Below are 25,733 nucleotides of genomic sequence, written 5' to 3'. Positions count from 1 at the left end.
TGTTAAACGGAAATTACATGGCCCGCCGGGCGCTGTAACAAGCGCGGCGAAGGATGGACATATGCCGGGCCGCCAACCCGGTGCAGCGTCCCTCCGCCGAAAGGATCTGACCGTGACCTTGAAGAACCTCTTCCTCCAGGGCATCTTCCCCTTCGACGGAGCCGGCGTGGAAAAGCCGGTGCCCATCCACAGCCAGCTCTCGCACTATGTTCCCGACGGCGTGATCAACCAGACGCTGTACTTCCGGGGCGGCAACTCCTCCCCCGAGCTGATCACCGTGGTCCTGATGCGTGACGGCATCCCCATGCGGTACTTCCCGATCGGCGCCAAGAGCGATGTCCACGTCCCGCTCCGGGTGGTGGAGGACATCGAGGGCGGCTCGCTGATCGAACTCAGGCTGCTGGCGGACACGGGTGTGAGCGGCTCAGTGGTGGTCGATCTGGGCATGGTGGAGCACTGATGACCGCACTGGCGAGCCGGTCCGCCCGGACCAAAACCGTTGATTCCCGACGTCGGCTGGTGGTGATCGGCAACGGCATGGCGGGGGCGCGCGCCGTCGAGGAGATCCTGGCTCGCGGCGGGGCGGTGCAGTACAGGATCACCATGTTCGGTGACGAGCCCTACGGGAACTACAACCGGATCATGCTCAGCCACGTCCTCGCCGGCGAGGAGGACACTGGCAACATCTTCCTCAACTCACTGGCCTGGTACCGGGAAAACAACATCACGCTGCACGCCGGCGTCCGCGTGGACAAGATCGACCGCTTCGCCAAGCTGGTGTTTTCCGACGACGCCCGGGCCACCCCCTACGACGTCCTGGTCATCGCCACCGGCAGCCGCTCGCACCTACCGCCGATGGACGGCATGTACACGCCGGGCGGACGGCTGCTGCCGGGGATTTTCGCCTTCCGGACCATCGACGACACCACGGGCATGGTGTCCTACGCCCAACAGGACAACCATCACCGCGCCGTGGTGATCGGCGGCGGTCTGCTGGGGCTGGAAGCCGCGCGGGGGCTGCAAAGCCACGGCATCGACGTCGAGGTGGTCCACTCCGGCGGGCACCTCATGAACGCGCAGATGGGGCCCGACGGCGGCGCGGTCCTGCGCCGCAGCGTGGAAGCCCTCGGTATCACCGTCCACACGGGCAGCCGGACCACGGCCATCCTGGGCGCGGACAAGGTGCGGGGCATCAGGCTGCGAGACAAGCCGGACATCGACTGCGACATGGTGGTGGTGGCCGCCGGCATCCGGCCCAACGTGGACGTCGCGGTCACCAGCGGCCTGCCCGTGGAGCGTGCCATCGTGGTGGACGACCAGATGCGGGTGCCTGACGAGGACGAGATCTACGCGGTCGGAGAATGCGTCCAGCACCGCGGCGAGGTGTACGGCCTGGTGGCGCCCCTGTGGGAGCAGGCCGCCGTGCTGGCCGACCACGTGACCGGCGCCAACCCGAAAGCGGCCTACCTGGGTTCCCGGACCGCCACCAAACTCAAGGTGGCCGGCGTCGACGTCGCCTCCATGGGGCTGCAGGCACCGGAACGGGACACCGATGAACACGTGGTGTTTTCGGAGCCGAGCCGCGGGATCTTCAAGTCCATCGTGATCCGGGACAGCAAGATCGTGGGCGCAACGCTGCTCGGGGACAGCCGCAAGGTGGCATATCTGACGCAGGCGTTCGACCGCGGGCTGCCGCTTCCCGACGAACGCGTCTCGCTGCTGTTCGACATTGGCGGGCCGGGCGAGGAAGCGGGAGTGGCCGAACTGGACGGCGACGCCCAGGTCTGCAACTGCAACGGCGTCAGCAAGCAGGCGCTGGTGGATACCGTGGCCGGCGGCTGCACCACGCTGGCCGGAGTCATGGATGCCACGCGGGCGGGCAAGGGCTGCGGCTCGTGCAAGCTGCTGGTCCGGCAGGTGGTGGAGTGGGCCGCCGACGGCGCCGTGGAGGAGGACCCCGCGGCGGCGTACTACGTCCCGGGCGTGCCGCTGGAGAAGGCCGCGCTGATGACGGCCATCCGCGAGCAGGGCCTGCGGTCCGTGTCCGCGGTGTTCGCCGCCCTGGCCCCGGGCGGCGCCGAGGACGCCAAATCGAAGATGGGACTGGCCTCGCTGCTGAAGATGATGTGGGCCGGCGAGTACATCGACGAGCGGGACGCGCGGTTCGTCAACGACCGCGTCCACGCCAACATCCAGCGCGACGGCACATTCTCCGTGGTGCCGCAGATGAAAGGCGGCGTGACGTCGCCGGAGCAGCTCCGCCGGATCGCCGATGTTGCGGACAAGTACAAGATTCCCATGGTGAAGCTGACCGGCGGGCAGCGGATCGACCTGCTGGGTGTTCCCAAGGAGGACCTGCCGAAGGTCTGGGCTGATCTCGACATGCCGTCCGGCTATGCGTATGGCAAGAGCTTCCGCACGGTGAAGACGTGCGTGGGCCAGGAGTTCTGCCGCTTCGGGACCGGCGATTCCACGAAACTGGGCATTGAGATCGAGTCGCGCTTCCAGGGCATTGAGTCGCCGGCAAAGCTGAAGCTGGCCGTGTCCGGCTGCCCGCGGAACTGCGCCGAGTCGCTGGTCAAGGATGTGGGGGTGGTGGCGGTGGAGGGTGGCCGCTGGGAGATCTACGTGGGCGGGGCGGCGGGCGCCCACATCCGGAAGGGCGATCTGCTGGCCACCGTGGACAGCCCCCAGACCGTGACGCTGCTCGCGGGCCGGTTCATGCAGTACTACCGGGAGCGCGCCAACTGGTTGGAACGGACGTACGCGTTCGTGCCGCGGGTGGGGATCGAGCACCTGCGGGCGGTGATTGTGGACGACGCGGAAGGCCTGGGCGCGCAGCTGGACGCCGCCATGCAGGAGTCGGTGGACGCCTACGTTGACCCGTGGACCGAACGCGACGACCCGTTCACCCCCGGACAGTTCCGCACCTCGCTCCCGCTTGAGGTCCTCCCCCAGGTGCCGGTCCGATGAGCGCCGGACTCTCCAACGCCGGGCAGGTCGCCGGCCTGCACGTCCTCGGCCCGCTGGACCAGGTTCCCGTGGGCGAGGGTCGCGCGTTTGGCGTGGCGGGCGAGCAGATCGCGGTGTTCCGGCTCCGGGACGGTTCGCTCCGCGCCGTCTCCGCCGTCTGTCCGCACAAGGGCGGCCCGATCGCCGACGGCACCATTGACCAGTCCGTGGTGATGTGCCCGCTGCACCAGCACGCCTTTGAGCTGGACACCGGATGCTCCACCACCGGGGCCGGCCCGTTGCGCAGCTATCCGGTGTTCGCGGACGGGAACCGGAACATCGTCCTGCGGCTCCCCTGACCCTCTCCCAACTAGGTGGCAGTAGGTGTCGTTTTGGGCGCCCAAAACGACAACAACTGCGACCTAGTTGGGCAGGGGATACCTAGTTGGGCAGTGGTTTCTGTGGCAGGGTATCCCCATGGACTACACCGCAGATCCGCGCGTGGACGCCTACATCGATGCCCTGCCCGAGTGGCAGCAGGCGGTGTGCCGGGAGGTCCGCGAGCTGGTCCACGCCGCCGATCCGGAGGTGGTGGAAACCATCAAGCGCACCCGCCAGCCCTACTTCGAGCTCCAGGGGAACGTCTGCGCGCTCCTCGCCGCCAAGGACCACGTCAACGTTTTCCTCTACGACGGCGGGCTGACGCCGGATCCGGAGCACCTCATCACCGGCGGGCAGGAGAACAAGACGGGGCGCACCGTGGCCTTCCACGAAGGCGAGTCGATCAACGCCCCGGCCCTGACCGACATGTTCAGGTCCATCATCGCCAACAACCGCGCCGGCGGCTGGCGCAGGATCAAGAAGGACCAGTAGCCATGGCCGACCACCAGCACTCGCGCGCCAGCAACAGCGAAACCAGTCATGCCGAAGCAGGGCACGACGGCGCCGCGCAGCTATGGGACGAAATGTACCGGAGCCGGGCCCGCGTGTGGAGCGGCAGGCCCAACCCGCAGCTCGTGGCCGAAGTCGCCAGCCTTGCCCCCGGAACTGCGCTGGACGTCGGCTGCGGCGAAGGCGCGGACGCCCTGTGGCTCGCAGAGCACGGCTGGACGGTGACCGCGGTGGATGTGTCCGCCGTCGCGCTTGAACGGGCAGCGGCCCACGCGGCGGAGTCGGGGTTCGGCCACCGCGTCACCTGGCTGCAGCGGGACCTGGCAACATGGGCGCCCGAGGAGCGGTTTGACCTCGTCTCCGCACAGTTCCTGCACACCACGGAAATGCCCTGGCAGCGGTCGCACCGGATTGCGGCGGACGCCGTGCGGCCGGGCGGGACGCTGCTCGTGGTGGGGCACCACCCGGACGGGCTGCCGCCGTGGGCGAGCCATGCAGCCGGCAGCCACGACGCCGACAGCCACGCGCGGGCACATAGGTACTTCACCGCCGAGCAGCTCGTGGCCGAACTCGGCATCGCGCCGCCGGAGTGGAGCGTGGAGGTGGCGGAAAGCCGGGAACGGGAAGCCACCGGCCCCGACGGGCAGATGGCCATCCTCGCCGACGCCGTCCTCCGCGCCACCCGGCTGAAGGCCCAGGACATCCCCTAAATGCCAACTCGAGGAACATGGCAAGACTTGTCGCCGAAATGACGATGTCCCTGGACGGCTTCATCGCCCTCCCGGACGACTCCGTGAACGGCCTCTTCGACTGGTACAGCAACGGGCCGGTGGCGGTGCCCACCGCCCGGCCGAACATGACCTGGCACGTCACGGCGGCGAGCGCGGAGCACCTGCGCCGCACCATGTCCACGGCGGGCGCCCTGCTGGTGGGCCGCAGGATCTTCGACATCACCCACGGCTGGGACGGGCAGCACCCCATCGACTGCCCCATCGTGGTGCTCAGCCACTCCGTTCCGGGCGGCTGGCCCCGCGAGGGAATCCCCTACACGTTCGTCACCACCGGGTTCGCCGACGCGGTCAAGGAGGCGATGGCGCTCGCGGGCGACAAGGATGTGGGCCTGGCCGGACCCGACGTCATCCGGCAGGCCATCGACGCCGGGCTCGTGGAGGAGATCCGGGTCAACCTGGCGCCCTGGCTGCTGGGCGAGGGGATCCGCTTTTTCGACCACCTCGCCGCGGCGCCGGTGAAACTGGAGCAGACCCGGGTGATCCAGGGCGACGCCGTCACCCACCTCTACTACAGGGTCCTGCCGCGCCTCTAAAACGCCGGCGTCAGTCCGCAACCCGCGGCGCGATGGCGACCCCGGCCGCGGCGATCACCGCCGTCAGTGCGAAGACCCCGGCGAAGGAAGCCGCCGTCGTCGTCAGCGCGGTGAACACGATCCCGGTGGTGGCGAGCGCGAGGGCCCCGCCGAGGGAATCGGAGATGGACATCGCCGAACTGTTGAACCCTTCCGTGTCCGGCGTGGAGAGCGCGAGTGTCATGACGCTCAGCCGCGGGTACATCAGTCCCATGCCGCCGCCGGCGAGAATCCAGCCGAAAATCGCGACGGCGGCCGGCCAGCCAAACGCGGTGGTCACCAGGGCGAGGACGATCGCGGCGAGCACCAGCAGCGAGCCGATCCGTACCGCGACGGGACTGCCCAGCCGCACGCCGAGGCGCCCCTGGATCCCGGAGGCAGCGGCCCAGGCGAGGGCCCCGCCGGTCAGGGTGAGGCCGGCGAACGTGGGCGAGAAGGCGTAGCGTTCCACGAGCAGGTAGGGAAGGTAGACCTCGGCGCCGAAAAATGCTGCGGAAACGAGTCCGCGGGTGAGGATGACGCTCGGCAGCCCGCGGCGGGCGGTCAGGGTGCCCCGCGGCACCAGCGGCCTGACGGCCAGCAGCGCAACCACGACGGCGGCGCCGGCCACGAGCGGGCCGGCCACCGGTATCCCGGCGGACAGGTTCAGGCCCAGCACGGCCAGCGCGGCGAGCGCAGCCCAGGCCAGCCGCCCTAGGGCCCACGGGGCAGGCTGGTCCTCGGGGCCGGACCGGACCCTCCGCAGCGCCGGGACCAGCATGGCCAGCGCCGGTACCACGAGCACCACGACGCCGAGGAACACCCAGTGCCAGCTGGCCAGCTGCGCCACGAGCCCGGCGGCGAACGGGCCCACGAGGGACGGGATGACCCAGGCGGCGGAGAAGGCGGCGAAGATCTTGACGTGCAGGACGGCGGGATAGGCGCGGGCCACCACCACGTACAGGGCCACGGTCATGGCGCCGCCGCCCAGCCCCTGGATCAGGCGGCCCGCCACCAGCACGGCCATGCTTCCGGCCGTGCCCGCCACCAGCAGGCCCAGCGCAAAGACGGCAACGGAGACATACAGCGGCGCCACGGGGCCGCGGCGGTCGGACCAGTTCCCGGCGCCCACCATGCCGATCACGCCGGTGGCCAGCGGCCCCGCGAAGGCGAGCGCATACAGGCCGGCTCCGTCGAGCTCGCGGCTCACGACCGGCATGATGGTGGTCACGGCGAGGGATTCGAAGGCCGCCAGGAACACCAGAGCGCACGCGCCAACGGTCACCAGGAGGTAGGGGCGCTGGAGGATCCCGGCGGCTGGCGGGGCGGGGAGCGGCGGGGCGGATTCGTGCACGGCGGCCTGATCGGTAGTCATGGACGCAACCGTAAAACCTCAACTAAGGTTGAGGTCAAGGCTGCGCCTCCAGGGGGCGGGCGGTCATGGGCGGGCGACGGTGCCGGCCGGCGCCGTCTCTGGAGCTAGGGGGACAGCATGCCACACCAGGCTGCCGGGACGCACGCACTGAGCATCGGCGAGCTGTCGCAGCGGAGCGGCGTGGCGCCGTCGGCCCTTCATTTCTACGAACGCAACGGGCTCATCACGTCCGAACGGACCTCCGGCAACCAGCGCCGCTACGGCCGGGACATGCTGCGCCGGGTGGCGTTCATCCGCGTCTCACAGCGCGTGGGAATTCCGCTCAAGGACATCCGCACGGCACTGGATTCGCTGCCGGAGGGCCGCACTCCCACGAAGCGCGACTGGTCAAGGCTCTCGCGGCTGTCGCGCTCGGAACTGGACGCCCGCATCGAGGCGCTGCAGCACCTGCGCCAGGACCTGGACGGGTGCATCGGCTGCGGCTGCCTCAGCCTGAAGGCCTGCCGGCTGCAGAATCCGTCCGATGAGCTCGGGGCAGGCGGTTCCGGCCCGCGCCGCTGGGAACCCGCCCCTGCCGCTGGGAACCCCCGCACCTAGCCCCACCTCCCGTCCGCCCTCCCCAACTGGGTAGCAGCTGATGCGGTTCCCGGCGCTGAGAAGCGCGTCAGCTGCTACCCAGTTGGGCGGATCCGGCAGGAACGACGACGGCGCCGCTCGCCGTCGAGTCCGGGTTCAGCATCCAGCCCACCCGCTTGACGGTGGTCAGCATGACGACGCTTTCGACCAGTTCAATGCCGGGGACCTTCTGCTGCAGGGAAAGTTCGGCATCCATGACGTCGGCCAGGGACTGGAGCCACATGATGATTACGAAGTTCGTGGGTCCCGTGGTTGAGGCGCTGAGCCGCACGTTCCGGATGGTCCGGAGCGCGGCCGCGGCGGCTTCGTGCTGCCCGGCCGGGACGTTGACGAACCACTGGCAGGTCACGGGAAAGGACGAGTATCTCTGCGCAATCTCGCACCGCATGGACAGGATCCCGCTGGCCAGCACGCGGTTCAGCTGCCGCTGGACCGTTGCCGGGTTGCGGCCGAGCGCGCGTGCGATGTCGGCCGCCGTCGCACGCCCGTCCTTGGCAAGGAAGGGCAGGAGGGCCAGGTGGCTCGCGGGCAGCGGCGCCTGCACGGCGTCGGGACGCTCGGCGTCCGCCGGTCCGGGTTTCGCCAATGCCCTGAGGGATGCCTGCTGGGCACGGCTCAGCACATTCAGCCGCCACGCATCACCGCCGGTGTGCAGCCGCGTGCACAGTGACGTCTGGTATTTGAGGAGCCCGTCAATGTCCTTCAGCCGCGAGACCACGTTGGTGCTGAATTCCTCCAGCGATCCGGTGATGACGGTCAGCATGAGGTCCCGGTTGCTTGCGGCCTCTTCAACCGTGACGATCTCCGGCATCGCGGCCAGCCGGGCCGTGACGTCCTCCCTGCGGTTCATCTCGCAGTCCACGGCCACGAACGCGAGGCACATCTGCTTCGGGTCGCCGATCAGGTGCGCGGTGATCCATGAGTCGCCGCCCGCCCGCAACCGCTCCCACCGGGCTGCGAGCGTGGTGGCATGGACGCCGAGGATGCCGGCGGCGTCGGCCCAGCTCACCCGCGGTGCGATCTGCAGGGCATGGATGAGCGCCAGATCTTCCTCGCTGAGTTCCACGGGCACCCTCCGTTCTGCGCGAATCCTGCGTATCTGGCCCCTAGAGTGCATTTTTCCAGCACTTTGGCGGACTGTGAAGTGGGCCACTTCAGAATAGACCCACAACGCCGGAATCACAGACGAGGAGTAAATGTGCCGATTGCCGCAGACGCCCGCGAGATGCAGGGAGATATTGCCCGGCTCCGCCACGACCTGCACCGGGAGCCCGAGATCGGCCTCCACTTGCCGCGCACCCAGGAAAAAGTGCTGAAGGCACTGGACGGGCTGCCGTACGAAATCACGTTGGGCAAGGACACGACGTCGGTCACCGCCGTCCTGCGCGGCGGCGCAAACCGCGGGGACAGCGGCGCCAGCGCCCCGGCGGACAGCGGCGCCAGCGCCCCGGCGGACAGCGGCGCCAGCGCCCCGGCGGTGCTCCTCCGCGCCGACATGGACGGGCTGCCCGTCCAGGAGAAGACCGGCGTGGGCTACACCTCCACGATCGACGGCGCCATGCACGCCTGCGGCCACGACCTCCACACGTCCATGCTTGCCGGCGCGGCCACGCTCCTCGCTGAACGCCGGCACCGGCTGGCGGGCGACGTCGTGCTGATGTTCCAGCCGGGCGAGGAGGGCTTCGACGGCGCCAGCTACATGATCCGCGAGGGCGTGCTGGATGCCCCCGGCCGGCGCGTGGACGCCGCCTACGGCATGCACGTGTTTTCCTCCCTCGAGCCGCACGGCACGTTCTGCACCAAGCCGGGCGTCATGCTCAGCGCCTCGGACGGCCTTGTTGTCACGGTGCTTGGCGCCGGCGGCCACGGCTCCACCCCGCATGCGGCCAAGGACCCTGTCACGGCGGCCGCCGAAATGGTGACGGCCCTGCAGGTCATGGTCACCCGCCAGTTCAACATGTTCGATCCTGTGGTCCTGTCCGTGGGCGTGCTCCAGGCCGGCACCAAGCGCAACGTCATCCCGGAGACCGCCCGCATCGAGGCCACCATCCGCACCTTCTCCGACGAGTCCCGGCAGAGGATGATGGACTCCGTGCCGCGGCTGCTCCAGGGAATCGCGGCGGCGCACGGCCTCGACGTCGATGTGGACTACCAGCAGGAGTATCCGCTCACCATCACGGACGAAGACGAGACGCACACCGCGGAAAACGTCATCGCCGGGCTGTTCGGCGAATCGAGGCTGTCGCGGTGGGCCACCCCGCTGGGCGGCTCCGAGGATTTCTCCCGCGTCCTCGCCGAGGTGCCGGGCACCTTCATCGGCCTGAGCGCGGTGCCTCCGGGCACAGACCACGCCACCTCGCCGTTCAACCACTCACCGTACGCAACGTTCGACGACGGCGTGCTGGCTGACGGGGCCGCCCTCTATGCGGAACTCGCCATCTCCCGCCTGGCATCACTGGCCGCCCAGTCCCCTGCCCCCGCACCAGCCGCAACTGTCGCTTCCTAGCCCACCCACCACAGGGAGAAATCCATGACCGCCATCATCAACCCGCTGCGCGCGGACCGGGTCACCACCCGGAAGACCATCGTCGGCACCGGCATCGGCAACGCCGTCGAATGGTACGACTGGGCCATCTACGCGACCTTTACCCCCTTCATCGCCAGCCAGCTGTTCAGCAAGTCGGATCCCGCATCAGCCGTGCTCTCCACCCTGGCGATTTTCGCCGTCGGCTTCGTCGCCCGCCCGTTCGGCGGGTTCCTCTTCGGCTGGATCGGCGACAGGGTGGGCCGCAAGGCCTCCATGACGCTTGCCGTCGGGCTCGCCTCGCTGGGCAGCCTGATGATCGGCGTCGCCCCGACGTTCGCCGCCGTCGGCGCGTGGGCGTCCCTCATGCTCCTGGCGGCCCGGCTGGTCCAGGGCCTGGCCCACGGCGGTGAGCTGCCGTCGTCGCAGACCTACCTCTCCGAGATGGCGCCCAGGGAGCACCGCGGATTCTGGGCCACGCTGATCTACACTTCCGGAACCGTGGGCATCCTGTTCGGAACGCTGCTGGGGGCCGTCCTGAACATGGCGATGAGCACCGAGGTCATGAATGCCTGGGGCTGGCGGATCCCGTTCCTGATCGGCGCCGCGCTGGGCCTGTACGCGCTGATCATGCGCTCCAGGCTGCACGAGACGGACGTCTTCGAGGGCGAGTCCGCCACGGAGAAGCGCGCGCCCATCTGGCCCCAGATTGTCCGCTACCGAAAGCAGGCCCTGCAGGTGATCGGCCTGACCGTGGGCCTCACCGTGATCTACTACATCTGGGGTGTGGTGGCCCCCAGCTATGCCACCACCGCGCTGAAGATCGACCGCGGGGAAGCACTGTGGGCCGGCGTCATCGGCAACATCGTGTTCATTGCCGCCCTGCCGTTCTGGGGCAAGCTGTCGGACCGGATCGGCCGCAAGAAGGTGCTGTGGGCCGGAGCCATCGGAGCCGCTGTCATGCACTTCCCCATGACCTGGCTGCTGAAGGATTCCGCGTGGCAGCTGGCCGTGAGCATGTCCGTGATGCTCATCTTCATCGCCGCGAGCGCCGCCATTGTGCCTGCCGTCTACGCGGAGCTGTTCCCCACGAGCATCCGGACCGTGGGCGTGGGCGTGCCGTATTCCATCTGCGTGGCGCTGTTCGGCGGGACCGCTCCGTACCTGCAGCAGTGGCTCGGCACGACGCTCCAGCTGCCCAACCTGTTCAACGTGTACGCGGTGGCGCTGCTGGCCGTGAGCGCGGTGTTCATCTTCACCATCCCGGAGACCAGGGGCAAGGACCTGACGCACTAGCCGCTCCCCCAACTGGGTAGCAGCAGAGGCCGTTCTGGGCGTTCAGAACGGCTTCTGCTGCTACCTACTTTGGTGGTCAGCCGCCGATGTAGCGGTTCCGCCCCGCCCGGTACCCGAAAACCGCGGCGAGCGCGCCCACCGCCAGGAACAGCACTCCGGCGGCCGCAAACGATCCCGTGGCCTGGTGCAGCTGGCCCACCATGAGCGTTCCGGTGGAGCCCAGTCCGTAGCCCACGCCCTGCATCATGCCGGAGAGGTGGGCGGCGGTATGGCCGTCCCGGGTGCGGAGCATGATCATCGTCAGGGCCACGGCCGTGAGGCTGCCCTGTCCCAGTCCCAGCAGCCCGGTCCACAGCCAGACCAGCTCCAGCGGGCCGAAGATGCTCAGCGCAAATCCGCCCCCGGTCATGAGCGCCACCACCGTGTTGATCACCCGCTGGTCCCGGAACCTCGCGGCCAGTGCCGGGGCGAAGAGGGAGCCCAGCATCTGCAGCACGATCGACGCCGAGACGATCAGCCCCGCCGTGCCGCCGTCCACGCCGCGTTCGCGCAGAATCGGCGCCAGCCAGGCAAAAACGCTGAAGGACATCATGGCCTGCAGCACCATGAAAATGGTGACCTGCCAGGCAACGGCCGAGCGCCACACGTTGACGCCGTCCCGCACGGCCTTGTGCTGCCCGTGCCGCTGCCGCCAGGCAACCGGAAGGAAAAGCAACAGCACGACGGCGGCCGGCACCGCCCAGAACCACAGCGCCGAAGTCCACTGCCCGGTCGCGTTGAAGACCGGGTAGGTGAAGCCGGCGCCCAGGGCTGCGGATGCGCAGATGGCGGTGGTGTATAGGCCGCCCATCAGGCCCAGCCGGTGCGGAAAGTCGCGTTTCACGAGCCCGGGCAGCAGCACGTTGCAGAGCGCAATCGCCGCGCCGCACGCGGCCGTTCCGGCGAGCAGGGCCGGCAGGTGGCCGGCGCCGGGGACGTCCGTGGGGCGGAGAAGCAGGCCCGCGGTCAGGACCGCCATCGCGCCGAACAGCACGCGCTCGGCGCCGAACCGGCGCGCCAGGACCGGAGCCAGCGGCGCAAACACCCCGAGCAGCGTCACCGGCACGGTGGTGAGCACCACCACCGCCCAGCCCGGCAGGCCGACGTCGGCCGCCACCTCCGGAAACACCGCCGAAAAGCTGGAGAACACCGTCCGCAGGTTCAGCCCGATCAGCACCAGGCACAGGCCCAGGTACACCAGCGCCCGCCGGCTGCCGACGCGCGTGGGCTCGGCCGCGGGAACGTCATCGATCTCGGCGTCCACGAGGGCGGAGACGGACGGAGCGGCGCGGGGCGTGCCGGTGGACCGCGGATTTTCGGTATGCGTCACAGTGCCTATTCTGGCAGGACGCCGCGCCGCCCCCGGGCAGCCGGCCTTCGGCCCTCCCCTGCGCGACGCGTCACCGCGCCCAGAGCGGCCAGAGCCGCTCGGCCTTGCGCCTGACCTCCGAGTAGGGAATGTCCGCGCTCTTGGCCTGGGCGAAGATGCTCAGACCCAGCATCGACGTCGCCAGGGCACGGACCGTGTGGAAACGGTTTTCAAACAGGCTCCGCTCACTGATCCACGACACCGCGTCCGCTTCGGGTTTCCATACGGCGGTGTATCTTGCCGCCGCGATACGCAGCTGGTCCGGCATGTTCCCCTCGGCGCTGATGCACTGATCGAGTGTCATGGCCGACTCCATAGCGCCGTTGACTCCCTGCCCGATCGGCGGGTACGGGGCCGCCGCGTCACCGATCAGCACGGCTTTGCCGCCGTGGAACTGGGAGCAGTTCAGGCTGCGTCCAATGTGATAGCACGTTCGCTTCGCGTAGGCCTCGACCTGTCCGTCGCCGGTGAATTCGAGAACACGCGGGCAGCGTTCCTGCAGGAAGCGCCGGGCCTCATCAGTGGACGAGAATTCGATGTGTTTCTTCGTCCCTATGGCGCAGAACCACTTGGCGGACAAGGATCCCTCGTCGCCCTTGATGGCGCCGGCAACGCAGAAGGGGCGCGTCGACAGCCCGTGCAGGTAGTTCTTGTCCAACCGGTCTCCAACCTTGTCGAGTTCGATCATGGTGCAGTAGTTGGGGAAGGATTTGGCGGTGACGGTGAATCCGGGGATCTGGTCCTGGAGGGCCGCGCGGATTGTGGAGCCGGCCCCGTCCGCGCCGACGATGAGGTCATACGTTCTGGTCATCACGGGCCCGGATTTAGGTGCGACCGTAAGGGACCCGGATGGCGTGTCCGCGCTTTCCACTCGGGTTTCGAACTCCGTGGTCACGAGGTCGCCGTACTTTGCCAGGACTGACATGAGGGCGCGGAGGATGTCGCCCCGCGATCCGGTCCATCCGGGGAGCGTCCATTCCTCCGTTCCCCTGCCGGGGATCTTGAGCCCCTTGAACCGGATCATTCTGTCGTCGAACTCGGAGCAGGCATCAATGTGCCGAAGTGCCTTCAGCCCGTGCCCGGAGATGTCGATCGTGTAGGAACGGTCCGGGTTGAAGCGCGGGGCGGCGTCAGGATGGACGTCCCGCTCGAAAACTGTTGAGCTGAGTCCGCGGCGGGCGAGCGCAATCGCGAGCACCAGCCCGGACGGACCTGCCCCCAGGATCGCGATGGTCCCGGAATTGGTCTTTGTCCCTGGCTCGGGTGTCGATGATTCCATGGCGTTTCCTGAAGGCCCGGTGATATGGAGTGGCCGGCCGGCCTGCTGTTCCCTGGGACGAACGGCCATCAGCGTGCAGCCGGTGAGCGGCCGGCCTCTGGGATAGCAACACTTTACGCCTGCCGGTTTAGGCAGGGAACCACCGGCATTGGACCGCGCCCGCCCCGGTATTCTGGAGGGGATGAGTGAATCTCCGGAATCCCCCCAGCAGCCCGCAAACCCGAACCAGCCCCGGCCCGTCACCCCCGGCAGCCAGGCCTCCTTCGGCACGTACGGCGGGCGGCCGGTCAGCTTTGTGCGCCGCGGAACCCGGCTCCAGGGGCGCCGCCAGGCGGCCTGGGAAGCACACTCGGACCGCTGGGCCGTGGACGTTCCGCGGCACGTTGCGAACACATCCGTGCACCCGGACTACACGTTCGACGCCGAAGCCGAGTTCGGCCGCACGGCGCCGCTGATCGTCGAGGTCGGCTCGGGCCTGGGCGACGCCATCTGCCACGCCGCCGAGCAGAACCCGGACAAGGACTTCCTCGCCGTGGAGGTCTACACGCCCGGGCTTGCCAACACCATGATCAAGATCAACAGCCGCGGACTCACCAACGTCCGGGTCGTGGAGGCCAACGCCCCGGAGGTCCTGGCCACCATGCTGCCACCGGGATCGGTCAGCGAACTGTGGATCTTCTTCCCCGACCCCTGGCACAAGTCCCGGCACCACAAGCGCCGGCTCATCCAGCCCGAGTTCGCCGAACTCGCCGCCAGGGCGATCAAGCCGGGCGGCCTCTGGCGGATCGCCACGGACTGGTCCAACTATGCCGTGCACGTGCGCGACGTCCTCGCCGGCTCGGCGGACTTTGAGAACCTGCACGACGGCGAGCGCAGCGGTCCGGAGAGCCCCCTCACCCACGTCTGGCAGAGCGGCGTCGAGTCGCTCGTCGGCGGTGCACCGGTGAAGGAAGGCCGGGCCCCGGTGAGCACGGAGCACACCGGCCCCAACGAGGGCATCGACGAAACCGGCGGCTGGGCGCCGCGGTTCGAGGGCCGCATCCGCACCAGCTTCGAGAACAAGGCGCACGAGGCCGGACGGTTGATCTTCGACCTCTGCTACCGCCGGCTGTAGCCGGGCCGGCAGCCCGGTCCATGGCCCGGCTCTGACGTCTGTTCCGGAGCCCTGACCCGTGGCACGATAAGCGTGTGGCGGGAAGCCGCGGGAGATGCACGACCGTGCCGGCGCGAAGGAACGATCATCAAACGGGAACTGAGAAGCGCAGCGGACAAGGCCGAGGACGCCACAAATTCGCCCGCGCTCGAGATAGTGGCCAGAGCGGGATTTGCCGTGAGCGGCGTGCTGCATTTTCTGGTCGGGACCGTCGCCCTCGGGCTCGCCACCGGAAAGGGCGGCCGGGCGGACGTCAGCGGCGCCGTCGGGCAGCTGGCCAGCCAGCCTGCGGGGCCCGTGCTTCTGTGGGGCAGCTTCGCGGCGTGCCTGGCCCTGGCCCTGTGGCAGGCCAGTGACGCCATTTTCGACTTCGAGCACCTGCCGTCGAAGGACAAGGCGGCCAAGAAGCTCAAGGCCGCGGCGCAGGCCGCCGTTTATGCCGCACTCGCCTTCACGCTGGCAGCGTTCGCGCGCGGGGCCGGCCAGGACAACAGGGAATCCGCCACCGACATGACCGTCACCCTCCTGAAGGCGCCGGGCGGCGTCCTGCTCCTGGTGCTGATCGGCGCGGCCGTGGCCATCACCGGGATCTTCTACGCGGTCCGCGGGTTCAGGAAGTCCTTCGAAAAGCACATCAACATGCCGGCCTCACCCACCGCACGGCAGGCTGTGACGGGGCTGGGCGTCGCCGGGTATGCGGCCAAGGGCGTTGCCCTCTTCGTGACGGGCCTGCTGGTGGTCATCGCGGCCGTCACGGCGCATCCGGAGCAATCGACGGGACTCGACGGCGGGCTCAAGGCACTGCGTGAGCAGCCGTTCGGGATCTATGTCCTGGCCGCCGTCGGCGCGGGACTCATCTGCTACGGCGTGTACATGGTGGTGCGCGCGAAGCTCGCCCGGATGTAGCCGGGCCTGCGCCCCGCCTGGCACCCGGGCCACTACCGCCGCGGCTCGGCGGACCGCTCAGCCACCCGGCACTGCCACCACTGCTATCGTCTGCTGCCGGTCGTTCCGCAGCTCAACGCTGGCGATGCTCGTGTACTGAACCGGCGTGGCGCTGGTGACTTTCACCCGTCCGCTGGGCGTCGCCATCCAGGCGCAGGCGCGGTCCTCGGCCCCTGCGCGGTCCTTCACCCAGAGCGACAGCTTTCCGTCCTGGGGCAGGCTCCGTCCGTCCACGTCCAGTTCAGTGCCCCACGTCTTTTTGACCATGCCCACGGTGACCTGGATGCCGGTGTCCGACTGCACCGAATAGCTCGCGTCCAGTTTCTTCGCCGGGTCCAGAAGCGGCGCGGCCGCGAAGCCCAGGGCAAGGCAGGCGGCGGCGACCCCTCCGATCAGGGCGGCCAACCGCCGTCGGGAATTCCGACGGCGGGCGGCCAGTTCGTCGAAGACGGGCTGCGGAACGCTGGCCGCCGGCTCCCCTGTACCGGGGCCCGAGCCGGGTCCCCGGTACGCCGGGACGGCGAGCGCCACGGCGTCGGGCACCGGCACGGCAGCCAGCAGACCGGGAAGGCTTTTCAAATCCTCTAGTTCACTGCGGCACATGCCGCATAGCTGGAGATGGTCCTCGAAGCGCGTCTTGTCTGCGTCATCCAGCCCTCCCAGCAGGTATGCCCCCAGCAGCTCATGGAGTTCCTTGCCGTTCACCGTTCCACACCCATTTCATCAAGAATTGTCCGCAGGGCCTTCACCGCGTAGAAGGCCCTGGATTTGACCGTGCCGCTTGGAATGTTCAGCTGGACCGCGGCCTCGCTCACCGTGAAACGCCGGTAGTGCAGCGCCACCAGCACATCGCGGTGTTCCGCGCTCAGCCGGAGCAGTGCCTCCTCCATCAGCACCCTGTTCAGCAGCTCGTCGACCCGACCGGTGACCTCCGCCGGGTCCGCCAGGTCACGGTCATCCGCTTCCTGCGGCCTGCGCTGGGATTTCCGGTAGTTGTCGATCATGACGTTCCGGGCCGTCCGGAACAGGTAGCTGCGCATGCTGCCCGTGATCTTGGGCGCCTGCTGCCAGACGCGCAGAACTGTTTCCTGCACAATGTCATCAGCCAGGTGCGGGTCACGGGAGGCGCTGAGCACGAACCGGCGCAGGGCCGTTCCGTGCTCACGGTAGATCGCGGCAACCACGTCCTCATCCAGTGGCATGTGCGACCTCCTGCAGCGACACGATGAAGCCGGTCCGCGCGAACCGGCTTTCCTGGCAATTACGACGTCGGCGGCCGCTGAAAAGTTCATTTCCGCCGGTCGCAGATCCTTTGAACCATTCTTCACCTTTGTGCGTCATTCAAAATAGCGCCGGTTCCCAGTCTGCCGGCCTGAGCCAAGGAGCAGCACATGAACAAGCAACTGAGCGTTGGCCTCGCAGTTCTGGCCCTTGCCGCCTCGCTGACCGCCTGTGGCGGCGGATCCGGCACAACGCCCACCACGGCCGCCCCGGCGACCACAACCGCATCACCCGCCACCACTGCCAGCGAGTCGGCCATGGCAACCGCCACCGAAACAGCCGTGGTGGACCTTAAGACGGCATCCTCCAGCGCAGGCAACATTGTGGTTGACGGCAAGGGCATGAGTGTCTACTACTTCACCAAGGACGTAAAGGATTCCGGAAAGAGCAACTGCATCGGTGACTGCCTCGTGGCCTGGCCGCCGGTGATCACCACCAACGACACCCCGAAGGTTGAGGGCGTGACCGGCAAGGTTGGAACCATCACCACGGCCGACGGCAAGAAGCAGGTGACCGTCGATGGCATGCCGGTCTACCTGTGGGAGAAGGACAAGGCCCCGGGTGACGTCACCGGCCAGGGCGTGGGCAACGTCTGGTACCTGGTGGCGCCCGACGGCACGATGATCAAGTAGCAGCCAGCAATCCTGGCCGCCGGCGTCTGGCAACAGGCGCCGGCTCTACCATCGGAGCATGGCACATACACACGACCTGAAGTCTGCCGCAAAGACGTGGCAGACCATGGTGGACAGCAACCAGGCGCTGCTGCTGCGGAAGTCCGGGCATGATGTCAGCTGGTGGGCGGCGAAGGGACACGCCCAGGGGCTGAAGAGCGACGCCGAGCTCCGCGCCTGGATGCGCGACGAGCACGGCATCACCGGCTACGCCCAATATGCCGTGTCCTGGGAGATGTTCGGCTATCCGGAGTTCATGCTGCGGGACGCCGACGAACTCATCGATGGCCAGTACGGGGACCACCCGCACCTGCGGCCCATAGCCAACACCCTCCTGGCCTGGGCCGCAGCCCACCAGGGCGTGCAGATCCAGATGCGCAAAGGCTACGTGTCACTTCACAGCAGCCGGCGCAAGTTCGCCCAGGTGACGCGGGCGAACAAGACGTCGGTGGACGTGGCACTTAGGATCGAGGCGCCAATTGGGGGACGTCTCGAGGAGGTCAAGGTCGGGCCAGGGGACTTCTTTGACCGCAAGGTGCGCCTCACGGCCGTGGAGCAGGTGGACCAGGAGCTCCTGGACCTCCTGGAGACAGCGCTGGAACAAAACAGCTAGCCAGCGCCGCCGATCCCGCCTGCCGACCGGACCTTGCGCCCGTTTCGACGGTTCCGTGCACACTCGATGGTGCGAAGCGTCGAGCTGGCAGGGAACCGTCGAAACGGCGACGGGCGACGCAACCGCTGACTCAGCCGGTGACGGTGAGGCTCACCAGGGTGCCGCCGTCGCCTTCTGCCAGCAGGCCGACGGCGGTGCTTGAGCCGGCGGGGAACACCTGGTCCGTGATGGTGGCCAGGCCGTTCTGGGCGAAGACCTCAACCGAACAGCGGTCCAGGAAGACCCGGAGCCGAAGCCGGCCGTCAACCAGCGGAACCGCCACCCGCTCGACTGACGAGAAGGCCTCGTGGAAGCCGACATTGCCTGACGCCGTCCGGTCCAGGCTGAGCTCCCCCGACACCGAATCGTAGGCCAGCACGGTGCGCTCCGGTCCGCCGACGGACTCGCCGGCAGACTCGCCAACCTCCCGATCTGCCCGGAGCACGAGGCCCACCCTGCTGGCGGCGCCGGGCCGGAATTCGGCGTCGATCCGCAGCACGTCCCCGGAGGCGTCGGCCGGAAGCCAGGTGACGCCGTCGGCCAGTTCCTGCCTGCCGAGTGCGAACAGCTCCGTGCCGGCGGCCTCCAGCGGGTCCACCGCCTCCTGGACAAGCGCCGCACGCCCGCCGCGGGTTTCCAGCCGAACCTCCCGCACCAGGGACATCGCGCTGCGCCAGCCGTCCGACGGCGTGGCGGCGGCGTACTGCCAGTTGTTCATCCAGCCGATCATGAGCCGGCGGCCGCCGGGGACGTTGCTGAAGGACACGGCCGCGTAGTAGTCCCGGCCCCAGTCCAGCCAGCCGTAGTCGGCCATGCGGTCGCCGTCGGCCTGCAGGCCTTCGGTGACTGTGGTTTCGGAACGGAACGCCACGCCGTCGAACGTTCCGATGAAGTACTGTCCGCCGGAACCGCCGGCGATTCCGCCGGGGCTCAGGTTGACCACCAGCACCCACCGGGTGTTGCGGGCGTCGCCGTCCACGGGCAGTTCGAACAGGTCCGGGCACTCCCAGACGCCGTCGGTGGCGTTCGCCGGGCCGAAGGTGCTCAGATACTCCCAGGACTTCAGGTCCGCCGACTTGTAGAGGACCACCTCATGATTGAGTGCCTCGACGGCGACCATCACCCAGTAGCCTCCGGCCTCTCCGTCGTACCAAAAGACCTTGGGGTCACGGAAGTCCGCCGACGCCCGGTCCAGCACCGGGTTGCCCGCGTACTTCGTCCAGGTGGCGCCGTCGTCCGTGCTGTAGGCGAGGGACTGCGCCTGCCGGCCAGCGAGCGGGGAGGCGGGCGAATAGGCACTCGTGTAGATCGCCACGAGCGGCGGCACTCCCCCCGCACCGAAGCCGCTGGTGTTGTGGATATCCACCACGGCAGAACCGGAGAAGATGGCCTCCTGCTCGTCGCACGGGATGGCGACGGGCTGTTCGTCCCAGTGCAGCAGGTCCGCCGAGGTGGCGTGCCCCCAGGACATGTTGCCCCAGACACTCCCCTGCGGGTTGTGCTGGTAGAAGAGGTGGTACACGCCGTTGGAGTACACGAGGCCGTTGGGGTCGTTCAGCCAGTTGCGTTCCGCGGCGTAGTGCCATTTGGGCCGGTACCGGCAGTCGAGCTCGGCGGTGGTGTTCAGGGAAGTCATGGTCAGCTTTCGCGCTAGGAACAGGCCGGAATCAGCCTTTGACACCGCTGGAGGCGATGCTGTTGATGAAGGAACGCTGGAACGCGACGAACAGGATCACCACGGGCACCGTAATCAGGGACGCGTAGGCCATCACTTCGCCCCAGGAGACGTTGAGCTGGAAGAAGTACTGGATGCCGATCATCACCGGGCGCAGTTCCTCGGACTGGACCACCATGAGCGGCCAGAGATAGGAATTCCAGGCGGGCAGGAACGTCAGGATTGCCACGGTGGCGGTGGCAGGGCCGGCGAGCGGCATGACCACCTGGCGGTAGATCTTGAACCAGCCGGCGCCGTCGATCCTGGCGGCCTCGTCCAGTTCCTTCGGGATGGACTCGAAGTACTGGTGGTAGAGGTAGATGGAGAACGCGTTGGCAATGAACGGGATGATCTGGACCTGGTACGTGTCCAGCCAGCCCTTCGAAATCTCCAGGCTGAATCCGTTGAGTTCGAAGTACGGCAGCTGGTTCACCCACCACACCAAGGGGAGGGCCAGCGTCTGGAACGGCACAATCAGCGTGGCCAGGATGGCGGTGAAGACCACCTTCTTTCCGCGCACCTCCATGCGGGACAGGCCGAAGGCGCACAGGCTGTTGACGAAGATGCCGAGCACCACGGTCACCGCGGAAACCCCGATGGAGTTGATCAGGAAGCGGGCTGCCGGGACGCGGTCGAACACCGCCGTGTAGTTGTCCAGCGAGATGTTGCCGATGGGCAGGAATGCCGCGACGGAGGACATGTCACCGAAGATCTGCTGGTCCGGCTTGAGCGAGGACACCAGCATGAACACGATGGGGAACGCTGCGACGGCGGCGAACACGATGCGCACGAACATGGCGCCGAACGAGTTGAGTCGAAGTGCGTTTTTCACGTCAGTCCTTCTCTCGGGTCAGGTAGCGCTGCACCGCGGAAATCAGCAGCACGAGGACGAAGAAAACAAGGGAGATGGCCGAGGCGTATGAGGTTTCCTGCTGCTTGAAGCCGGAGCGCACCGCCTCGTAGATGATGGTGGTGGTGGAGTCGAGCGGTCCGCCCTGGGTCATGACGCTGACCTGGTCGAAGAGTCCGAGCGCCTGGATGGTGATGGTCACCAGGACCAGGCTCCGGGTGTGCTTCAGGCCCGGCCAGGTCACGTAGCGGAACTGGTGCCAGCGGCTGGCGCCGTCCAGCTGGGCTGCCTCGTACAGTTCACCCGAGATGCTCTGCAGCCCGGCGAGCCAGATGATCATGTGGAACCCGGCGGCCTGCCAGATGGACAGCGCGATGATGGCCGGCATGGCAGTGGCGGGGTCGTTCAGCCAGTCCGCGCCCTGGATTAGCCCGAAGCTGAAGGTGGACAGCAGCTCGTTGATGAGGCCTTCCCTGCGGTACATGAAGAGCCAGAGCAGCGACACCACCACCATGGACGTGACCACGGGAAGGAAGTAGATGGTGCGGAAGAAGTTCACGCCGCGGAACTTTTTGTTGATGAGCAGCGCCATCGCCAGGGCGAGGCCCGACTGGACGGGCACCACCACGACGGCGAAGTAACTGACGTTCAGCAGCGCGCGCCAGAACGTGGGATCGGCGAAGAGCCGGGCGAAGTTGTCCGTGCCGACGAACTCCACGGGCCTCGGGGAGATCAGGCGGGCATTGGTGAACGCGAGGCCGAAGCCGAGGATGGCGGGGAGGAACACGAAGGCGAGGAGCAGGACGGCGGCGGGGGCGATCATGCCCCAGCCGCTGAGCTGTTCGCGCAGGTAGCCCGGGCGCCGGTGGCGCGGCGCGGCGGAGGGTGCCGGCGCGCCGGATGCGGGGGCGCCGGGACGGCGCCGGGAGGGAAGCTGGGTGGTTGTCATGGGAGTCTCCGTTGACAGTCAGTGCCGGGGGTACGACGACGGCGGCAGTCGCCGGCCGCCGCCGTCGTACCGTTGGGCGGCTGGCTAGTTCTTGTAGCCGCCGTTGGACTTGATGTTGGCGTCAATCGCCTTGACCGCCTTGTCCAGCACGGTCTTGGGGTCGGCGCCGGCCAGGATGTCCTGGACCGCCTTGCCGTATTCAGTTGCGATGAACGGGTAGGCGGGCGTTTCCGGCCGCATGACCGCGTAGTTGCGGGAGAACTCCATGAAGATCCGGTTAGCGCCGCCTTCGGCGAACGCCGGGAGCAGCGCCGCAGCTTCGTCGGTGGCCGGAATGGTTCCGGTGGCCTTTGCCACGGCGGCCAGGTTTTCCGGCTTCAGGGAGTACGAAAGGTAGTCCATGGCGGCGTCGGCGTTCTTGCAGCCGCTGGTCACGCCCCACTGCCAGGAGGCGCCGCCGATCTTCGGGCCGTTGCCAAGGTCCACGGAGGGCATGACCACGAGGTCCTTGCCGAGGGCCGTCCTGGCCTTGTCAGCGGCCCACGAGCCGGTGTACAGGAGGCCGCTCTTGTTGTTCAGGAAGTCCTGGGTGGAGTCCTTGCCGCTCTTTTTGGCCATGAAGCCCTGGTCCGCCAGGCCGCGGAACCACTCGGCCCACGCGACGGCTTTGTCGCCGTTGAGGGTTCCGTCCGCCGACTGGAAGCCGTTGCGGTTGATCAGGTCCGCGCCGAAGGACTGCAGGAACGGGGAGTAACCGTAGGGCAGCCACTCCCCCGAGCCGGCCGTGCCCATGTCCAGCGGGTACTGCCACTTGCCCAGGGCCTTGAGCTTGGTCAGGGCATCCTGGAACTCCTCCTTGGTCCACGGCTTTTCGATGGTGGCCACGCGGACGCCGGCCGCCTTCAGGTCCGAGGCCCGGGCGAGCATGGCGAGGGCGACGTCGTAGTAACCCACGGCGTAGGTTTCGCCCTCCCACTTGGCCACGGTGCTGGGCAGGTTCTTGGAGAGGTCGGCCGAGAGCTTCAGCGGGGTCAGGTATTTGGCCCAGGCCCAGTTGGGCACGTTCGGTCCGTCGATGTCCACAATGCACGGAAGCTTGCCGGCCGCCGCCGCGGAGACGACGGAGTCGTTGTAGGAGTCCTGCGGGAACGCCTGTACCTTGATCTGGGCCTTGGCGGCGCCGCTCTTGTTGTAGGAATCCACAACGGACTTGATGGCGGCGAGCTCCTCCGGGTTGCCCGCGTTGTGGGTCCACATGGTGATCTCGCTGGTGCCCTCGGAGGTGGCGGATGCGCTGCCCTTGCCGCAGGCGCCGAGGCTGCCCACGAGTGCCGCCGCGGCTATGCTGGTGGCCAGGATCCGTGTGAATCGCTTGTTCATGATGGTCCAGTCTTTCTGCTGTTTTTGCGCGTGGATGATTGGCCCGGGGTCCGGAAGGGGCGCGGCCGGTGCAACGGCTGCGTCCCTTTTTGTGCGGACACCGGGTGGTGTAACGGTTGGCTGTTGGTGTTGCCGGGCTAGGCTCCGGCCGGGGGCGGGCCTACTGATCCCCGTTCGATGAGGGGGCAGGCGATCCGTGCCTGCTCAGCCGGTGCGCCCGGGTTTTCGATGTCATCGAGAACGCGGTTGACCGCCCAGCGACCCATCTCGTAGTGCGGAAGGGCCACAGTGGTCAGCCCCGGCCACAGGGCGTCTGCAATGAGCTCAAGGTTATCGATGCCCACGATGGAGACGTCCTCCGGGATGCGGAGCCCCAGCGCCGTCGCCGCCTGGTAGGCGCCCATGGCCACCCGGTCGCTGAAGCAGAACAGGGCGGTGGGACGGCCTGGCTGGCTGAGAAGGTCCAGCGCGGCCTCACGGCCGCCGGACGTCTCAGCCACGCCGATGACCAGATGCCTCGGATCGTGCTCGATCCCGTGGCGCCGGAGCGCGTTGCGGAACCCGTCGAGGCGGCCGTGGGTGGCGGGGATGTCGTCCACGTTGTTGATCATGCCGATCCGCGTGTGGCCGGCCCGGATGAGGGTTTCAACCGCGGTTTCGGCCGCGTTGACCTCGTCCGGGACAACGGAGGAGACGGCCGGGTCTCCGGTGACGGCGTCCAGGAGCACGGTGGGCATGCCGGCCAGTTCCTGCGGGAGCTCCACGCCCTGGTGGTACAGCCTGGCGTACACCACACCGTCCACCTGGTGCTGTTGAAGCATGATGATTTCGCGGTGTTCGAGCTCGCGGTCCAGGCCCGAGTTGACCACCATCATCACGTAACCGCGCTCGTAGGCTGCGTCCTGCGCTCCGCGGATCATGGCCCCGGCAAACGGGGTTGTGGTGATCTCGTCACTGACCAGGCCAAGGATCTGGGAGCGCTGGTTGCGCAGTCCGCTGGCCAGCCGGTTCGGGGCGTAGCCAAGGTTCCTGGCCACATCCCGTACGTGCTGCTGGGTTTCCGCTTTGACCCGCGAGCTGGTGGCGTCGTTCAGGGCGTGCGACACGGTGGTCACTGAGACCCCGGCGGCTCTGGCCACCTCGCGTATCCCTACTCGCGTCGTCATCGACATCCTTTGCAAAACGTTTTGGGCTTGATGTGAAATACCATACACAAAACGTTTTGCATGTGTCAAACGTCACCTTTGAGAGCACGGGGCCCACGAGGTTTCGACAGGCTCAACCAGCGGGGGGGGTGACCTGCTCTCGAGGGGCTGGCTGGCCGCGGTTTTCGAAAGCGTGCGTCAAAGCGAGGTACGAGCAGCACGCGTGAAAACCGGGGCCCGCCAGCCCCGGAGCGGGGTTTCGACAGCTCAGGCGGAGGCCTTGCGGCTATGCGTCAACCAGGTCCTCGTCCAGCTCCTCGAACTCCACGGCGGCCACGATTTCCTTGGTCACGGGGTTCAGCATGAACGCCTCGGCGTCTTCCTCGATCATGACGAAGTCGCCGTGGTCGGTGCTGAAGTGCCAGGCCAGGACAGTCTCCCCGTTGTGCTCGTAGTTGGGGTCGCCCATAGTGATTTTCTGCAGCTCATAGCCGGCGATGTCGCAGAGTTCGCGGATGATGACCTCGAATTCCGGGGCGTTCTCCAAGGCCTCTTCCTCGGCTTCGGCGCGCCGTTCTTCGAGGTCCGGGATCTGGGCGACCCGCTTGGCGATATGGGCGGTGAGTTCGTCCTCGTTCAGGATCAGCAGGCCCTCCTGCGCCCGGAGCCAGGCCGCGTTGAGGGCGATGATGTCCTCGGTTTCGAGCAGCGACTCGAATTCGGCGTCGAGGTCTTCCATGGCCTGCACTGCCTCCGGGAGTTCGCCGTCGGCGTCGCCGTCGGACTCGCCGTCCAGGTAGATCTCCTCTTCCTCCTCCGACAGGGAGTCAAAGGCCTCCACGGTGCGGTCGAACAGCTCCAGGTGAGCGGCGGCGCCCATCCCTTCGAAGCCTTCGCGGATGTAGGTGTCCAGTTCCTCGCGCTCCGGTGCGGTGAACACGTACTGCGCGAATCCGCCGCCCAGCGACTGGGCGAGGTAGAAGTCGACGAAGTAGCTGCGCAGGGCGTTGGGGGCGATTTCCTCGGAGTTGAGCAGCTCCTGGTACATGGTGTTCACCACGGTCACGTTGGCGTCAACAACCTCCTCGTTGCCGGCGTTGGCGCCGTCGACGGTCAGGACGACTGGATATTCGCTGGAAGTCATGGGAATTCCTTACTGCTGAAAAGCCGGTGGTGATTAGGACCCTTTCAACGTACGCGCCGCCCCGTGCCTGCAGTTGAGTGGCAGGTGAACGTCAGGCGAAGTTTCAGGGCCCCTGCCGGCTGACTAAGATGGATCAGATAACCTGC

Annotated in this window: 25 protein-coding genes; 13 read left to right on the top strand and 12 right to left on the bottom strand. The window is 67.7% G+C overall.

Annotated features, from left to right (window positions below; genetic code table 11):
- Window positions 1–112 precede the first annotated feature (112 nt).
- The 6 genes from ASG92_RS03325 to ASG92_RS03300 all read left to right on the top strand — a co-directional run bounded on the left by ASG92_RS03325 (window position 113) and on the right by ASG92_RS03300 (window position 5,167).
- Window positions 113–460: a molybdopterin oxidoreductase gene (locus ASG92_RS03325; protein WP_157372080.1), complete on the top strand. Its 348-nt coding sequence runs from the start codon at window positions 113–115 to the stop codon at window positions 458–460.
- The gene (gene nirB / locus ASG92_RS03320; protein ID WP_056624461.1) at window positions 460–2,973 is read left to right on the top strand and encodes a nitrite reductase large subunit NirB; all 2,514 of its coding nucleotides are present in this window, start codon (window positions 460–462) and stop codon (window positions 2,971–2,973) included. The genes ASG92_RS03325 and nirB overlap by 1 nt, the downstream gene beginning before the upstream one ends.
- On the top strand, window positions 2,970–3,311 hold the full coding sequence (locus ASG92_RS03315) for a Rieske 2Fe-2S domain-containing protein (RefSeq protein ID WP_056624458.1): 342 nt from the start codon (window positions 2,970–2,972) through the stop codon (window positions 3,309–3,311). Before nirB ends, ASG92_RS03315 begins: the two co-directional genes overlap by 4 nt.
- A gap of 118 nt (window positions 3,312–3,429) precedes the next feature.
- Window positions 3,430–3,825 (top strand): DUF1801 domain-containing protein, encoded by a 396-nt coding sequence (locus tag ASG92_RS03310; protein ID WP_056624455.1) that lies wholly within the window; start codon window positions 3,430–3,432, stop codon window positions 3,823–3,825.
- Between the two features lie 2 nt (window positions 3,826–3,827).
- Window positions 3,828–4,553 carry a class I SAM-dependent methyltransferase gene (locus ASG92_RS03305; RefSeq protein WP_082579273.1) on the top strand — a complete coding sequence of 242 codons (726 nt, stop codon included), beginning with the start codon at window positions 3,828–3,830 and terminating at the stop codon, window positions 4,551–4,553.
- Window positions 4,554–4,570: 17 nt separating this feature from the next.
- Window positions 4,571–5,167, top strand: a complete 597-nt coding sequence (locus ASG92_RS03300; RefSeq protein WP_056624452.1) for a dihydrofolate reductase family protein — start codon at window positions 4,571–4,573, stop codon at window positions 5,165–5,167.
- 10 nt (window positions 5,168–5,177) lie between these two features.
- Here ASG92_RS03300 and ASG92_RS03295 read toward each other — a convergent pair whose 3' ends face one another.
- Window positions 5,178–6,560 carry an MFS transporter gene (locus ASG92_RS03295; protein WP_056624449.1) on the bottom strand — a complete coding sequence of 461 codons (1,383 nt, stop codon included), beginning with the start codon at window positions 6,558–6,560 and terminating at the stop codon, window positions 5,178–5,180.
- Window positions 6,561–6,677: 117 nt separating this feature from the next.
- On the opposite strand from ASG92_RS03295, the gene soxR reads away from it, so the two are divergent.
- Window positions 6,678–7,157 carry a redox-sensitive transcriptional activator SoxR gene (soxR, locus tag ASG92_RS03290; protein ID WP_056624447.1) on the top strand — a complete coding sequence of 160 codons (480 nt, stop codon included), beginning with the start codon at window positions 6,678–6,680 and terminating at the stop codon, window positions 7,155–7,157.
- A gap of 67 nt (window positions 7,158–7,224) precedes the next feature.
- Here the strand turns inward: soxR and ASG92_RS03285 are convergent, their stop codons facing one another.
- A complete protein-coding gene (locus tag ASG92_RS03285) occupies window positions 7,225–8,313 on the bottom strand; it encodes an Lrp/AsnC family transcriptional regulator (RefSeq protein WP_056624444.1) in 1,089 nt (362 codons plus the stop codon).
- An 81-nt stretch (window positions 8,314–8,394) separates the two neighbouring features.
- Here ASG92_RS03285 and ASG92_RS03280 point away from each other — a divergent pair, with 81 nt between their 5' ends.
- Window positions 8,395–9,702 (top strand): M20 family metallopeptidase, encoded by a 1,308-nt coding sequence (locus ASG92_RS03280; protein ID WP_056624442.1) that lies wholly within the window; start codon window positions 8,395–8,397, stop codon window positions 9,700–9,702.
- A 24-nt stretch (window positions 9,703–9,726) separates the two neighbouring features.
- A complete protein-coding gene (locus ASG92_RS03275; RefSeq protein ID WP_056624439.1) occupies window positions 9,727–11,016 on the top strand; it encodes an MFS transporter in 1,290 nt (429 codons plus the stop codon).
- A gap of 76 nt (window positions 11,017–11,092) precedes the next feature.
- Here ASG92_RS03275 and ASG92_RS03270 read toward each other — a convergent pair whose 3' ends face one another.
- Complete coding sequence (locus ASG92_RS03270; protein ID WP_056624676.1) at window positions 11,093–12,319, bottom strand: MFS transporter; 1,227 nt, start codon at window positions 12,317–12,319, stop codon at window positions 11,093–11,095.
- Window positions 12,320–12,455: 136 nt separating this feature from the next.
- Window positions 12,456–13,703, bottom strand: a complete 1,248-nt coding sequence (locus ASG92_RS03265) for an NAD(P)/FAD-dependent oxidoreductase (protein ID WP_056624436.1) — start codon at window positions 13,701–13,703, stop codon at window positions 12,456–12,458.
- Window positions 13,704–13,884: 181 nt separating this feature from the next.
- Between ASG92_RS03265 and trmB the strand changes: the two genes are divergently transcribed.
- Both trmB and ASG92_RS03255 read left to right on the top strand, forming a co-directional pair.
- Entirely contained in the window at window positions 13,885–14,817 is a 933-nt protein-coding gene (trmB, locus tag ASG92_RS03260; RefSeq protein ID WP_056624433.1) for a tRNA (guanosine(46)-N7)-methyltransferase TrmB, read from the top strand.
- A 138-nt stretch (window positions 14,818–14,955) separates the two neighbouring features.
- A complete protein-coding gene (locus ASG92_RS03255) occupies window positions 14,956–15,762 on the top strand; it encodes a DUF1206 domain-containing protein (RefSeq protein WP_056624674.1) in 807 nt (268 codons plus the stop codon).
- 57 nt (window positions 15,763–15,819) lie between these two features.
- Here ASG92_RS03255 and ASG92_RS03250 read toward each other — a convergent pair whose 3' ends face one another.
- On the bottom strand, window positions 15,820–16,506 hold the full coding sequence (locus tag ASG92_RS03250) for a zf-HC2 domain-containing protein (RefSeq protein WP_056624430.1): 687 nt from the start codon (window positions 16,504–16,506) through the stop codon (window positions 15,820–15,822).
- Window positions 16,503–17,003 carry a sigma-70 family RNA polymerase sigma factor gene (locus ASG92_RS03245; RefSeq protein WP_056624427.1) on the bottom strand — a complete coding sequence of 167 codons (501 nt, stop codon included), beginning with the start codon at window positions 17,001–17,003 and terminating at the stop codon, window positions 16,503–16,505. The genes ASG92_RS03250 and ASG92_RS03245 overlap by 4 nt, the downstream gene beginning before the upstream one ends.
- Before the next feature lie 189 nt (window positions 17,004–17,192).
- Between ASG92_RS03245 and ASG92_RS03240 the strand changes: the two genes are divergently transcribed.
- Both ASG92_RS03240 and ASG92_RS03235 read left to right on the top strand, forming a co-directional pair.
- Window positions 17,193–17,714, top strand: coding sequence for a hypothetical protein (locus ASG92_RS03240; protein ID WP_056624424.1), 522 nt, complete (start codon window positions 17,193–17,195; stop codon window positions 17,712–17,714).
- A gap of 58 nt (window positions 17,715–17,772) precedes the next feature.
- The gene (locus tag ASG92_RS03235; RefSeq protein ID WP_240986982.1) at window positions 17,773–18,366 is read left to right on the top strand and encodes a DUF5655 domain-containing protein; all 594 of its coding nucleotides are present in this window, start codon (window positions 17,773–17,775) and stop codon (window positions 18,364–18,366) included.
- A 130-nt stretch (window positions 18,367–18,496) separates the two neighbouring features.
- On the opposite strand, the gene ASG92_RS03230 is transcribed toward ASG92_RS03235, so the two are convergent.
- The 6 genes from ASG92_RS03230 to ASG92_RS03205 form a co-directional block, all read right to left on the bottom strand.
- Complete coding sequence (locus ASG92_RS03230) at window positions 18,497–20,041, bottom strand: glycoside hydrolase family 32 protein (RefSeq protein WP_056624420.1); 1,545 nt, start codon at window positions 20,039–20,041, stop codon at window positions 18,497–18,499.
- A gap of 31 nt (window positions 20,042–20,072) precedes the next feature.
- Entirely contained in the window at window positions 20,073–20,951 is an 879-nt protein-coding gene (locus ASG92_RS03225) for a carbohydrate ABC transporter permease (RefSeq protein WP_056624417.1), read from the bottom strand.
- Between the two features lies 1 nt (window position 20,952).
- Window positions 20,953–21,918 carry a sugar ABC transporter permease gene (locus ASG92_RS03220; RefSeq protein WP_056624414.1) on the bottom strand — a complete coding sequence of 322 codons (966 nt, stop codon included), beginning with the start codon at window positions 21,916–21,918 and terminating at the stop codon, window positions 20,953–20,955.
- 84 nt (window positions 21,919–22,002) lie between these two features.
- Window positions 22,003–23,298, bottom strand: a complete 1,296-nt coding sequence (locus ASG92_RS03215; RefSeq protein WP_056624409.1) for an extracellular solute-binding protein — start codon at window positions 23,296–23,298, stop codon at window positions 22,003–22,005.
- A 137-nt stretch (window positions 23,299–23,435) separates the two neighbouring features.
- Window positions 23,436–24,464 carry a LacI family DNA-binding transcriptional regulator gene (locus ASG92_RS03210; RefSeq protein ID WP_056624408.1) on the bottom strand — a complete coding sequence of 343 codons (1,029 nt, stop codon included), beginning with the start codon at window positions 24,462–24,464 and terminating at the stop codon, window positions 23,436–23,438.
- Between the two features lie 265 nt (window positions 24,465–24,729).
- Window positions 24,730–25,587 (bottom strand): hypothetical protein, encoded by an 858-nt coding sequence (locus ASG92_RS03205; RefSeq protein WP_056624405.1) that lies wholly within the window; start codon window positions 25,585–25,587, stop codon window positions 24,730–24,732.
- Between the last annotated feature and the right edge of the window lie 146 nt (window positions 25,588–25,733).

The organism is Arthrobacter sp. Soil736 (genome assembly GCF_001428005.1).
GTDB lineage: Bacteria > Actinomycetota > Actinomycetes > Actinomycetales > Micrococcaceae > Arthrobacter.
The sequence above is the reverse complement of the archived record's forward strand: the minus strand, read 5'-3'. Positions and strand labels throughout refer to the sequence as shown.